General features: G+C 60.6%; 9 protein-coding genes. 2 read left to right on the top strand and 7 right to left on the bottom strand.

Annotated elements, in window-relative coordinates; all coding sequences use genetic code 11:
• Positions 1–31: 31 nt before the first annotated feature.
• The 6 genes from I6F21_RS29845 to I6F21_RS29820 all read right to left on the bottom strand — a co-directional run bounded on the left by I6F21_RS29845 (position 32) and on the right by I6F21_RS29820 (position 7,933).
• The gene (locus tag I6F21_RS29845) at positions 32–1,615 is read right to left on the bottom strand and encodes an AMP-binding protein (RefSeq protein WP_225183909.1); all 1,584 of its coding nucleotides are present in this window, start codon (positions 1,613–1,615) and stop codon (positions 32–34) included.
• A 54-nt stretch (positions 1,616–1,669) separates the two neighbouring features.
• Positions 1,670–3,289: an AMP-binding protein gene (locus tag I6F21_RS29840; protein ID WP_225183908.1), complete on the bottom strand. Its 1,620-nt coding sequence runs from the start codon at positions 3,287–3,289 to the stop codon at positions 1,670–1,672.
• 62 nt (positions 3,290–3,351) lie between these two features.
• On the bottom strand, positions 3,352–4,590 hold the full coding sequence (locus tag I6F21_RS29835; RefSeq protein ID WP_225183907.1) for a cytochrome P450: 1,239 nt from the start codon (positions 4,588–4,590) through the stop codon (positions 3,352–3,354).
• Between the two features lie 30 nt (positions 4,591–4,620).
• Entirely contained in the window at positions 4,621–5,352 is a 732-nt protein-coding gene (locus I6F21_RS29830; RefSeq protein ID WP_225183906.1) for a DUF1127 domain-containing protein, read from the bottom strand.
• 229 nt (positions 5,353–5,581) lie between these two features.
• Positions 5,582–6,763, bottom strand: coding sequence for an acyl-CoA dehydrogenase family protein (locus I6F21_RS39090; RefSeq protein WP_225183905.1), 1,182 nt, complete (start codon positions 6,761–6,763; stop codon positions 5,582–5,584).
• 444 nt (positions 6,764–7,207) lie between these two features.
• Positions 7,208–7,933: a response regulator gene (locus I6F21_RS29820; RefSeq protein WP_225183904.1), complete on the bottom strand. Its 726-nt coding sequence runs from the start codon at positions 7,931–7,933 to the stop codon at positions 7,208–7,210.
• A gap of 477 nt (positions 7,934–8,410) precedes the next feature.
• On the opposite strand from I6F21_RS29820, the gene I6F21_RS29815 reads away from it, so the two are divergent.
• Positions 8,411–9,763 (top strand): nucleotide disphospho-sugar-binding domain-containing protein, encoded by a 1,353-nt coding sequence (locus I6F21_RS29815; RefSeq protein ID WP_225183903.1) that lies wholly within the window; start codon positions 8,411–8,413, stop codon positions 9,761–9,763.
• Positions 9,764–9,850: 87 nt separating this feature from the next.
• Positions 9,851–11,098 carry a multidrug effflux MFS transporter gene (locus I6F21_RS29810; protein WP_225183902.1) on the top strand — a complete coding sequence of 416 codons (1,248 nt, stop codon included), beginning with the start codon at positions 9,851–9,853 and terminating at the stop codon, positions 11,096–11,098.
• Between the two features lie 35 nt (positions 11,099–11,133).
• Here the strand turns inward: I6F21_RS29810 and I6F21_RS29805 are convergent, their stop codons facing one another.
• Positions 11,134–13,701: a two-component system VirA-like sensor kinase gene (locus tag I6F21_RS29805; protein ID WP_346656839.1), complete on the bottom strand. Its 2,568-nt coding sequence runs from the start codon at positions 13,699–13,701 to the stop codon at positions 11,134–11,136.
• Positions 13,702–13,705: the final 4 nt, after the last annotated feature.

Here is a 13,705-nt window from a genome sequence, read left to right as displayed (position 1 = left end):
TCTGCTTTCTCCCGCCAAGAGCTTGCTTCCTTCACTTGCGGTACGCGTCGGCAAATTGCAAGCGCAGCTTGGCCTTCTGTATCTTTCCTGTTGCCGTTTTGGGCATGGCCTCCGTGAAGATGATCGCCTTCGGGCATTTGAACGAACTGAGGTGCGATTTGATACTCGTCATCAACTCATCCTCGACGAGCGTTTCGCCGGGCTTGACCACCACCACCGCCGTGACGGCCTCACCCCAACGATCATGAGGCAAGCCGACAACCGCGGTCTCCTGCACCCTGGGATCGGCCGCGTAGACGGCCTTTTCGACCTCGATCGACGCGACGTTCTCGCCACCGGTCTTGATCACGTCCTTGAAGCGATCTTCGAACCAGAGAATGCCGTCGGCATCGAAGTGCCCGCAGTCACCGGAATGAAACCAACCATGGGCGAAAGCGACGTCAGTTGCAGCCTCGTCGCGCAAATAGCCTGATAGCACTTGTGGGCTTCGATAAACGATCTCACCCGACTGCCCTTCAGGCAGGAGCCGACCGGATTTGTCCATGATCGCGACTTGCACATTCACTGACGGCATTCCGACGGCTCCAGGATGGCTCAACTGATGCTCTGGACGGAGATAAGTCGAAAGCGGGTTCATCTCAGTCTGACCAAACATCAGAGCAAACTCGCAACCGAGTGTATCCATTGCCCTCTTCAACTCGTGCGTCGGCATCGGCGCCATGGCGTAGATCGCCAGACGCAGGCTGGCGACATTGCGGCTGCGACGCTCGATGCTTTCGAGTAGCGCGCGATACATCATCGGCAAGGCAAAGACCATCGTCAGGCGGTCCGCCGCAATCAGATCGAGCAACTCCTCTGCTTTGAAGCCGCGCTGAAGGAAGAGCGACGCCCCGACCGCAATCGCCGGGGTCGCAATCACGTTCAGCTGGGCTGTGTGGAACAGCGGCATCAAGACCGTCGCTCGATCAGTCGCCGTCATCCGCGTATCCAACGCGACGCCCAGCGACTCGAGATAAACGGAAAGATGACTGCTGACGACCCCCTTCGGCGCAGACGTCGTCCCACTGGTGTAGAGGTATGAGAGCGGATCACGATCCTCCACGATTGCCTGCGGCTCGGCCGGTGACGCCCCCTGCCCGAGGGACGAGAAACCGCACTGGCGCCGCAACGTCGGCGGACCGGCGAGATCGTCGCCGATGACGATGACATCCCCGACATTGGGGGCACGTTCGAGCCCGCTTGCCAGCTGCTCTCCGAGCGTCCCCTCCACGACGACCCCCTTGACGTTGGCGTGATTGAGCACATAAGCCAACTCGCCGAGGCGCCAAAACAGGTTAATGGGCACGCAGATCAGGCCCAGCTTGGCGCAAGCGAAATAGGTGATCAGGAATTCGGCACAATTGCCAGACATCAAGGCGAGAGCGTCACCGCGTTGATATCCGCGCGTCGCCAACCCGTTTGCGGTTCGATTGACCCATTCATTCAGGTCCCGATAGGAGAATCGACGCTCGCCATCCACAACCGCCAGAGATGTTGGTGATCGCGCGGCGCTGCGAACGAGAAGGTCGCCAACATTGACGCGGGAGATCAGGTTTCGCTGCCGAACGATATCCATCTCGTCATCTCCTTATGTCCTTGTCTTCGGGTACCTGGGGAAGGACACGGACGTTCATCCGGACGTCGACTGCTCGTTGAGATATCGTTCGCGGAGCTTGAATTTTTGGATCTTGCCGGATGCTGTTTGCGGAAATTGCTCTGCAAAACGCCAGATGCGCGGCACCTTGTAGGAGGCGAGTCGCTCTCGACAGAACGCAATCAACTCGTTCACGTCGCACTGATGCCCGGGTCTGATCTGTACAAACCCGACGGGGACCTCGCCCCAATCGCGATCAGGCACGCCAACGACCGACGCATCGAGCACAGCAGGATGTGTATGAAGGACATCCTCGATCTCGCGCGGGTAGATGTTCTCACCTCCGCGAATGATCATGTCCTTGCGGCGCCCCTGTACACGGCAGTAGCCATATTCGTCTAGACTTCCGAGGTCTCCCGTATGAAGCCATCCCTCGGAATCGATCACTGACGATGTCGCCTCCGGATCGTCTAAATAATCTTTCATGATCGAGTATCCACGAGCGCAGATCTCGCCGATTTCTCCTCGCGGCACGGTCGCGCCAGTATTCGGATTGACGATCTTGATTTCTGTCTGCGGCAACGGCGGACCCACGGTCGATAACCAGTCGGGATGACGATCGTCGGGCCGCGTATGCGTCAGATAGGGAGAAGCTTCCGTCTGGCCGAAGCCGATTGCGACCTTCAAGCCGCACAGCTGTGCCTGCCGGACCAATTCGGGGGGCACAGGTGCGCCTCCGAGCGTGACGAGCCGCCACGATGAGAGATCTCGATCGGCGGCCCCGATTACGTCCAAGATGCGTACCAGCATGGTCGGTACGCAGAGTAATATCGTTCCAAGCTCTTCCTCGACCAAGCGAAGCATATGCTGCGGATCAAAGGCAGGAGGCAAGACATGTGTTCCGCCCGTTTGCAGCGCGCCGAGCGTACAGAGACTGCATCCGGCCGTGTGAAACATCGGCATCGGGTTGATCCATATGTCGTCGTCCCCGGCACCTATCGTCCGCGCGAACATCCGGGCGTTGTTGATCAGATTTCGATGAGTCAGGCGAGCTCCCTTCGGCCTCCCTGTGGTACCCGACGTGTACTGGATCTGGGCAACATCGTCCGGTGTCACAGAGGCGAGGGGCACGGATTCGTCGCCGCCCTCGACGAAGCTCGACCATGAGGACAACGGAATGACCTCGCGGAGCTCCGGAAGCAAGTCGCGGACGTCGTTCACGGTGGCGAGGAGGTCCCGATCTCTATAAGTATCCTGTACAATTACAGCGCATGCGCGTGATTGCTTCAGCAGGAATGCAAGCTCGTCACCGAGATAGGCTGGATTGACCGTTACAAGCGTCAATCCCGCAAGAGCCGCGCCGAACTCGATCAGGACCCATTCCGGCACATTCGACGACCAGATTGCGACATGTTCACCTGGGCTGAAGTGCATCGATAGCGCGCGAGCGACAGCTTCGGACTGGGTAAGAAGTTGTTCGAAAGTCCACCGGCGCCGCGCCGCCCTGTCTGAAGTGCCTTCGACCAGCGCCAAACGAGTTGGCCATGTGGCGGCTGCGCTGCGGAGAGCATCACCAAACGTGATATCCAAGACGGATTCGCTGAGATCGGCGGACTGGTAGGAAAGCTGTGAAGAATTGCAACGTGTCGCGCACATGACGGCTCCATGCGGTTGCTGAAGATCAACCGGTCATTCGAAACAAATGGCCCAACCACGTCTCACGGCTGCCAGGATATTCGCATGATGTCGATGCGACGGATGCCGCTGTGGCCTCTAATCGTAGGCGCTTCATCCAATCGGAGTTGAGGTATTCTGGCCGCGAGCGCCGCCAGACTCTCCTCTAGTTCGATACGCGCCAGCGCCTCACCGAGGCAGCGATGGGCACCGGCTCCAAAGATGGGAAGCAACCGTGGCTGGTCGGTTCGGCGAATGTCGAAGACGTGGGGTCGTTCATAGGCCTCTTCGTCACGCGCGGCGGACATGGTCGACAAGAGGACGAATTGCCGGGCTGGAAGAACAGCGCCGCTGACCTCGATGTCTTCAGTCGTCACCCTGCTGAACGATGCCACGCTCGGCTCGAATCGCATTGCTTCCGCAACTGCGTCCGGGATCAACGAAGGATCGCGACACACAGCGTCCCATTGCTCCCTGTGCTGGAGAAGAAGCGCCAGTTGCATGACGACGGCGACGCGAGTCGTATCCGTGCCGCCGATGATCAACTGCACGATCTGGAATACGATCTCGAGTGGCGACAACTCGCCGGCTGCGTCGGCCTTCGCCAGGAAATCAGAGAGGAAATTGTCACGGGGGGTGCGCCGCCGGTCTTCGAGCGTCCTCTCCACGTAGATGCGCAACTTTTGGCACGCCGACTCCGATTCGGGAACTTCGTCCGGCAATATACTGGTGCTGAGAAATCGGGTCACCGCGTAGACAAGTTCTGTAAAGGACGGGATATCAGCCCGCGGCAGGCCGAGAAGATCGCCAATGACGCGGGCCGGAAGTTGAGTTGCGAACCGATCGACAAATTCGACCTGACCATCGGTATACCAGCTCTCAATCAACTCGTCCGAGGCGCGCCGTATATGCGGTCGCAAATCGGCCATCGTTCGAGCCGCAAAGCTTCTGGAGAACGGTGAGCGACGGCGGCGGTGAACGGCACCGTTTGCGGTGAGCATTCCCTGCTTGAAGAGGTCAAACAGCGCTCCCTCCGTGACCCCAAACAGTTCCGGGCGGGCGGTTTCCGATGCTGCCATACGGGCATCGGTGCTAAGCCGCTCGATGTCTGCATGGCGGAGCACGAAATAACCTCCCGTTTCATGCCTCACAACGGGATAGGCGGCACGATACCTACGGAACATACCGTGAGGATCCGCGTCGAGCTCTGCGGCAGTGAGAACCGGCAGGTCTTCAACAGCAGCAAGTGCCTCGCGATCCTCTACGCGCATTATCTCTGCCATGGCGTTACTCTCCTTGACCCGGATGTCTCATTAGAGACCCTCACGCCTTACATCCCGATTTCCAAACGACGGAAATTCGTTACAATCGTAACCAGCGGCGAAGCGATTTACGGCTGGTGGCTCGGCAGCGCGACCCGGGATCGGCGCAGCATCGTCAAGGCGGTCATCGCAGCAATCATAACAGCGCCTTACTGCCCACTCGATTTCCGAACGTCCATGGATTCCGATATCGCGTAACGTCCGGTCGTCGAGTTTCATCAAAGCAGGAACTGCACCCCTGACCTTTCCCTCTCGCCGCAGATGCAATCGCAAGAGCGCCAGCTTATCACCGGCCGAGCGTAGCCAATTGTAACGTCGCTCCGGTTGCGCCTTGCGCGGCAGAACGCATTGCATGACCTTGCCGTCGTCCTCGGCACCGAGCCGACCGACGCGATCTACCGGCTGGTTCGGCTCCCGATCTCTTCGCGCCGCCAGGATCTCGTGGACCGGCATGGCCGCGGTCGGATGCAACGCCGCACCATAGAGCGCAAACCCTTCCATGAAGGCGAGGATCACCGACCATATTATACCGCCCCGGTCCGGCTTGGCTTCATCCGGCGCTCTATGCGCGCTGGAGTCCGAGAGCCCCTGTGTTCCGATGCGGTCGACATCCAGACGCCTCGCGCTGGAGCGTCCCGATAATGCGGGCGTATCTTGGCCATCGCGCCCCGTGCCATCCGGACGAACTAGCTTGACCACCTTTTGAGAATGCGTCTTCATCATGGATCTCCCACGCGCTGTTTGTGGAGACCAATGTCTACGCCGGCCGTTACACCTAGATCACAGTCCTCGGCAAAGGCGTTGCAGATGAAATCTGCTGGCCGCAGTTGGAACAATCTAACAGTTGGGTCGACTGCAAACTTGCGCCGACACCGCAACAGTTTCACTCACACACCCAACCATGCCGTGAACTCCGGCATTGAGAGCCGCCGCGATACGAGAAGCGTTGCCGCTAGTCGGCTGCAAGAGCAGAGAGGAACGGATTGTTCAGACTAGCAATGCCGTCTCCCGCCAGAAGCGCTTTGCCACCCGCCATCCAATTTGCCCGTTGAATGAGGCCATGCTGCGTGGCGACCTGGATATCGCGAAGTCTTCTCTGGAGTGGAAAATTGTCGTAGATCGCTACGCTTCCGGCAAGCTCGAAGCAGGTCCGAACAATATCCAGTGCTTCGGCAGCAATGTAGACAAGCGTCTGCACGGTCTCTCCAAGGGTTACGGGGTTTGGTGGGACGTTGTTATTTGCGTCTGACCAGTTGGAGCTTACCTGAATGTTGAAGACAGCTTGCGCCGCTTTCAACCGACTATGACACTTTCCAAGTTCGAAGTTGATCAGGTCTCGTCGGCCCGACATGTCGTTCGCCCGTTCGTGCTCGACCGCGACGAGGTCTGAGACCGCGGCCTGTGCGATGCCGAGATGTACGGCCCCATGTCCCAAAGCGATCAAATGCGCAGGGTGGCGATACAATGGTGCATCAACGGAAAGCTCGCCGGGCCCGAGAGTTAGAACGAAATCGTCGGCCACGAATGCATCCGAGACCGAGATGTGGTGGCTTCCGGTCCCGCGCAGGCCCAACGCCTTCCAAGTATCCTCGATGGTATATAGGTCGGAGCGAAGAAGCATCTGCTTCGTGGTCGGCTTTTCGTCGGCATTCGGCTCACCATCCTTGAAGCCAGCGATGATCCAGTTTGCCGCGTTGCATCCACTTGCCAAAGGCCACCGGCCGCTGACTCGCCAACCACCCGGCACGCGCTTTCCAACCCCTTGCGGTTGAGCCGAGCCGGCGATTACCTGGTCTGCGCCGCGACTGTATATCTCGCCAAGAGAGGATGTTGATAGCCGGGGCAACACCAGGCATGCGCCGCTACTGATCGCCGCGATCCAGCCGATCGAGCCGTCGATGATCGAAATGCGTCTGACCAGTTCCAGCGCAGTCGGAAAAGCCAGCTCTTGCCCCCCAAACTGCTGGGGTGCCAGCATTCGGAAGACGCCCATCGTTTGCAGTTGCTGAACGAGCGCGTCCGGCAGTCGGCGGATGGTCTCCATCTCGGCCAAGTGCGGCTCGAACTTGACTCTTAGTTCCTCAACGCCTGGCACCTCAAACCCGGGGCCTATCGACTTGCTTTGCTTATTCACGCCTGTCTCCTCACACGGGATCTCCAATTGTTGATCGCCCTGCGGCCGACCTTGCTGGCCTTCATTGAGACCTGCACGATTCTCTGGACGATCCCTGTGGGCTCTACGCCCCCGTTTAGCCAGCTATATTCCAGTACAATTTGACTTTCCCGTCAGACTACCCAGTTGACGCCATCGATTGCTCCACGCTCGAACTTCGTTGCATTCGTAAGGGCGGCCGTCGGTCAAACTCAACGCCGCACGATGGAACGCAAACCCTTCCGTGAACGCAAGGATCGCCGACGAGGTTGCAAAGCTCCGGTCCGAGCCTGGCCACGTTTCAAGAATGCGTCATCATCATTGATCGCCCACATGCTGTTAGTGGTGACCAATGTGCAAGCCCGCCGTTACACCGAGATCACCGTTCTCGACAAAAGCGTTACAACTGCAATCAGCCGAACGTATTTAGAACAAATCCACCGGAACTGCGAAGACGTAGCCGATACCGCGCTGGGTCTGGATGACGCGCGGTGCAGTCGGATCGACCTCAAGCTTACGCCTCAGTCGCAACACCTGGACGTCGATGCTGCGATCAAAAATGTCCTCATGGACCCGCGTCGCCTGAAGCAGCTGCTCACGGGTCAGCGGACGCTGAGGCGCATCAAGGAAGGCAAGCAACAGGGCATACTCTCCTTTGCTGAGCGGGACCGTCACTTCATTTGGATCGACGAGCCTTCGGCTACGGCGCTCGAGCTTCCAACCGTCGAATCGGTAACCTCCCCGCTCAAGAGCCGGAGCGTGCGCAACACGGCTCGCCTTTTGCCGCCGCAACACTGCCCGGACGCGTGCCATGAGCTCTCTCAGGGAGAAGGGCTTGATGATGTAATCGTCGGCGCCGAGCTCAAGGCCGACGATACGATCGATCTCGTCGGGACGGTGGCCAGTCGTAATGATTACCGGCACATCGGAATGCAAGCGGATCTCTCGCAACAGATCCAGACCGTCGTCTTGACCGAGGCGCAGGTCGAGGATGATCAGGGTGGGCTGGCCGGTCTCAAGATATCGGTTGAGTTCAGACCTGTTGACCGCCGCCTTGGCCGGAATGTTGTGCTCTTCCAAGTACCTGATCACCATCTGCCGCAAAGTGGGATCGTCATCGACAACCACTATGTGGCCGACCTCTGCAGACATATGTCACTCTCAATATCTGACGGCACCAGCAGAACCAAGTTCACGATCGAGTATCGTTCAAGAAAACCGAGCGACGACAGAACGTTGCGACGCTTCGGCACCGTCTCTCGCGCCCCAATGATTCCGTAATCCGCCGTTTCTGCGACCACGTCCGCCGGATGTCGCAAACGTGAAGCATTGTGATCCGCGCCATGCCGAACTCGACGGCGCCCGACACTCGGACCGCCGCACCAGCGGAAAGGCGTTACGTTTCCGTTTTCACGAGCAGCTGCCCGCGCTGCGATCGGAAGTCTTTGCGGCAACCCGATCGGTTGTCCGCGCAGCGTCGGCCCCGACCACGTCACGATGCGTTTCCGGTGTAACGATTCGATGGCCGGCGGAAGCGCTTGTGTAACGGCGATCCGGTCAATTCGGCTTGCGCAGTCAATCGGCCGCCCTGTAGCGACCGCGCACCCGATCATCAAGAGGTAAGCTCACATGAAGATTCTTATCGCGTCAACGCCCGCAACGGGCCATCTCAATCCACTGCTGGCGATCACTCAAATCCTGGTTGCCGAAGGCCACGAGATTGCACTCGTGACAGGCACAGCCTTTCGGGCCCGCGTCGAGGCCAGCAGCATCAAGTTCTTTCCTTTTCCCGAGGGCGCAGATTTCGATCCGAACGACGTCTTCTCGCTGGTCCCCGAACTCAAGGCCATTCCCCCGGGGCTGGAGTGGCTGCGTGTCGCTTTCGAGCGCATCTTCGTCGACGCCATTCCGGCGCAGCACCAGGGGTTGCTGGAGGCGTTGCGGCAATTTCCCGCGGACATCATCGTCGCCGACGACATGCTCTTCGGTATCTTGCCGATGCTGCTCGGACCGCGCTCGCATCGGCCCCCCATCGCGTTGTGCGGCACCTCGATTCTGCATTGGGCCCGTGAGGACGGTGCTCCTAATTTCCTCGGCTTGCCCCCGGCAAAAACTGACGTGGACCGGGATCGGTATGTAACCCTGGCGCGGGAGTATGACTCGGTTGTCGATCAACCGGTCTTGCTGCGCCTGAACCGCGCGTTGCACGGTCTCGGAGTCGGACCGATCGCGATACCGCTATTCCATTCCGTGGTCGCTCTCGCCGATTCCTATCTGCAACTGTCGGTGCCGAGCTTCGAATTTCCACGCGACGTGCCATCTTCGGTGCATTTCGTCGGGACGCCTCCGATTATTGCCAACCAGGTCCCGCCGCCGCCTTGGGCGAAGGACCTCGACGGCTCGCGCAAAGTCGTGCTCGTGACGCAGGGGACAGTAGCCAATCACAACTTCAATTTGCTGGTCGCCCCGACCCTGGCAGCTCTCGCCAACGAGCCCGACATCCTGGTGATCGCGACGGCGGGCGGCCGTACGACCGACGCCATTCCCGGCAAAGTGCCGTCGAACGCACGTGTCGCAAGCTATTTGCCGTTCGAATGGCTACTACCGAAGGTCGATGTGCTCGTCACCAACGGCGGCTACGGGAGTGTCAACCAGGCTATGAGCTTCGGCATTCCCCTGGTTACCGCAGGACTGACCGAAGACAAGGCCGACGTCAACGCGCGGGTCGCTTGGTCCGGTGTCGGCATCGATCTAGCGACCAACGAGCCGACGCCGGAAGCTTTGCGCGAGGCGGTGCGGACAGTGCTCGACGTGCCACGCTATCGATTGCGCGCGTTGCAGATCGCGGACGAGTTTGCAGGGATCGATACGCGGAAGGAAGTTCACCGGATCATCCGCGAACTCGTTGCAGACGATAACAGGTTGTCACGCCTCCGCTCGGGCGCGCCGAACCGGGATCGGCGCGCCGGCCGGCGCGGGTGATCGGGTAGCCAGCCGCGGCGACGGAGGACGGTGCCACCGCCCTCCGTCCCGCCATCAGGGTTCGTCAATAACCACGGATGTTCGTTCATGCGCATCGAACCTGACTCCTTCGCCTACGTTCTGCTGCTCGGGATGCTGGCGACCGTGCCGTATTCCAGCATCGACATCAATCTGCCGGCGCTGGCAGCCACCGGGACCACCTTTGGCGCGAGAGCATCGGACGTCGGGCTGACAGTGAGCGCCTTCATGGTCAGCCTTGCAACAGCTCCGCTGATCTATGGACCCGTCTCGGACCGTTTCGGCCGGAAGCCAGTCCTGGCATTTGGCCTTGCGCTGTTCGTCGCCGCCAGTCTCGGCTGTGCGCTTTCCAGCTCGCTGCAAGTTCTGTTGCTGTGCCGCTTCATTCAAGGTATCGGCGCCGCCGCGACCATCACCATCTTTGCCATCATACGTGATCTCTTCGCTGGCGACGCTGCACGAACCCGAATCGCCAACGTCATGGTCGCGGTCAACATCGCTACGGTGATCGCTCCGACGGCAGGCGCCGCCCTGCTTGCGACGGCGGGCTGGCGGTCGATCTATGCGGCCCAGGCTACGATGGGCTTCATGCTGCTCGTGGTGGTGATGTTTCGCTTCGCCGACACCGCGACGATCGCTCCGTCCGCCCGCCTGGTGCCCACCGCCGTGATCGAAAGCTATCACCGCGTCCTGACGCATCCGGGGTCGTTCTCTTACATTCTGGTCGGCGCGGCCGGCGGCGCGACGGTGTTTGCCTACGTCACTGGATCCTCCCTCTTCTTCGTCGGAGCCGTCGGTCTCTCACCTGGGCAATATGGCCTTATCTTCGCCGCTTGCTCGGCTGCCGTGATGGCCGGCGCCTTCCTCGACGGGCGGCTGGCCCGGCGCGGGATATCTTCGGCAGGCATGCTCGCCACCGGGCTGACGCTGTCGGCAGCGGCCAGCGTCGCCCTGCTGGCGATGACATTGACCGGGTGGATGCCCACGGGGCCCGTTGCCGCGCTGCTGATGGCGGTCGCGCTGGGCTTCGGGCTCAGCCTGCCGAACTTGATGAGCGCCACGATGCAACATCTTCCCGACATCGCCGGTTCCGTCAGCGCGGCTGCCGGAAGCATCCAACTCATCGCCGGGGCCATATCGAGCGGACTGGTGGCAGCTTGCTTCGATGGACGGACCGCGTTCTCGATGACGGCGGCGATGGCCGCGTCGTCGCTCCTCGCACTCCTCCTATATTTCCTGGTCGCCCGTCCCGCCAACCGTCGGCTGCGATTGCATACGATCGATACCAGCGGCGCGATCCGGAATCCCCGCTGCTAATTTGTCTAACCTTTCTCCCGCTCCGCGGTCGCGCTTCACCCGCCTTTCCCTTTGGGTCCATTCGTCATACTGCCGGTTTGGCGCGCCGGCTCCTCCGTCTCCTCCATTCCTCCGCACGCGATCACATTGGCGAGCGCCACCGAGGCTTGCGATTTCGGCCGTCGCGAAACCCCGGGCTCGCAGGCCCGGAAGACCTGCGACAGGACGATGGCAATCTCCTCGGCAACGAGGGGCCAACGCACCACGTCGGAAATTCCGGCTGCCAACAACGCATCGGCGCTGATCTCGAACGCCGTTCTGGTCGCAAGGATGATCGGAACAGACGGAAGCTCGTTGTGCAGCATGGTCGCCAGTTCAGGCGATTGCCCCAGTGCGCAGACCGGCCCGACGACTACGATGTCGAACCGGCTTGGAGCTGCTTTGGCCGCAGCACGTGCAGCTTCGACCGTCGCGAAGCCCACGGCTTCGAAGCCGAGCGCAGCCAGCATTTCCTCGTCGGTGAGCAGGCGATGACGGTCACCGGCTACGAGCATCACGACCTTGCCTTGTCCCGTCAGATGTGCCGGCGGCGGCGGCTCCGCAGAGACCACTGCCGTTGCCCGCGGCAACCAGATGTCGAAATGACTGCCCTCGCCTGGACAACTGCGCACGTTGATGCCTCCGCCGTGATCGAGGATGATCTCCTTGACCGTTGCGAGTCCCAATCCGTTTCCGCTGGACCTCGTCGTGAAGAACGGCTCGAAAATCCGGTCCAGTGTCGCACCGTCCATGCCCACTCCCGTGTCCAAAACGGACATTCGCACGTACTGGCCGGGCTCGATCGTGTCGTGGCTGAGACAGGTCGGATCGAGCACCTCGTGCAGCTCGATCTCGATTCGCCCCGTCTCCGGTATCGCGTTCGCCGCGTTGTTGCACAAGTTCATGATGACCTGTTGCAGCTGCACGCTATCGCCAGAGACGATCAATCCTGCCGGATGCTGTCTGACGACGATTTCAATCCGGGGCGGGAGCGCAACGCGCAACAGCGAAACTGTTTCGGCGACAAGCGCCCCAATGCTGACGGGATTGCGACGGATGTCGCTGCGACGACCGAATATCAGGATTTGACTGACGAGGTCGCGGGCGCGGTCCGCGCTTCGCCGGATCCCGGCGAGATGGCGCACCAGCGGCGAGCTGAGACGGGCGTGCTCTTCCATCACTTCGGCATGCCCGAGAATGCCTCCCAGGATGTTGTTGAAGTTGTGCGCGATACCGCTGGTAAAGGTGCCGATCCTCTCCATGCGGCGCGCCTGCTGCAAGCGCTTCTGCAGCCGGTTCCGTTCCTCCTCGACAGTCTGTCGCTCGACCGCATGGATGAAGGTATCCAAAGCCATGCGCAAGAGAACGAGCTCGTCGGTATGAGCCACGCGACATTTGCAACCGACGGCATCGAAGCCGAAGGCGATCATGCGACCTTGGCGATCGCTGTTGATCGCACAGGCCCATCCCCCAAGGCCCATGCGTTCCAGGAAGATCTTGTTGTCGCCCACGGACATGCGGCGCACGTCGGGCACGTGGACGACGCCTTCCCCGTCGGCCATCCGGGAGGCCAAATCGATTGCGCCTTCGGGCCAACCGGGCGGAAACTCCCTGCCCGGCTGATGCCACAGATAGCACTCTGTCGTCATGCCGGACACGACGACATAGACGCGATCGGATCCGGCAAATGTCCCGAACGAAGCAATCGCTCGCTGGATTTCCGCTTCAATACCTTGCGGAGTCGCATTGATGAAGCCCATCGAGATGTCCGCAATGATGTGCTCGAGCGCCGCGCGCCGATGCAGCGCGTTGGCGCGTGATTTCAACCGGAGACCTAGATAGATCAGGAGCGCCACCAGCGCGATCGAGGAGCCGTAGAGCATCACGCGATAGACGCGCGCCGAATGTCGCGAGGCAACCCCCCGGTGCAGGATCGCCGTGCGCAAGGTCTCCTGATCCTGCTTTTGTCGCAGCGTCAGTGTCGTTTTCAGGATGTCGTCGACGGAAGGCAACAACCTGTGCAGCAGACGACCATGAGCGAGGAAGGGCTCGACCAGAGCCACCTGCCCGGATCCGGTCGCCTGCGCGTCCAGTTCATCCAGACGCTCCTCGGCTTCCCTGACCGCAACCGACGACGTGTCCAGTGTCAGGTGGAGGATGGCCGTTGCGGCCGACCTGATGGCGAAATCCAGATCGTGCTGATCCGAATTCATCGCGAATCGCGCGAAGAAGGACAACGAGTTGTGCAGGACCGCATTCCGGCTCTTGAAACACTCGACCAGTTCCTCCTGGCGATCCACCGAAGCGGCGAGCCGGTTGATCGTCTCAGTGGTCTGGCTGTCGACCTGGGCAGTTGCGCGCAAGCGGGCGATGGCCTGATGTAGCCCATCGATCTCACTGACCAAGGGATCATAGTTGCGCAGCAGGCCTGCCCGGGCGGTGAAGAGGTCACGGTACAGCGTGTCCTCGATCATGCCGAAGCGATCGATCTCGGCCAGTGCACGGTCATAAAGCTCCGCCTCCGGATTCGCCGCGCGCCACGAGAACCAGGTGAGCAGAACCGACAGCCCGATCGCGACTGGCACCCAT

Source organism: Bradyrhizobium sp. NBAIM03, from assembly GCF_020194055.1.
GTDB lineage: Bacteria > Pseudomonadota > Alphaproteobacteria > Rhizobiales > Xanthobacteraceae > Bradyrhizobium > Bradyrhizobium yuanmingense.
The sequence above is the reverse complement of the archived record's forward strand: the minus strand, read 5'-3'. Positions and strand labels throughout refer to the sequence as shown.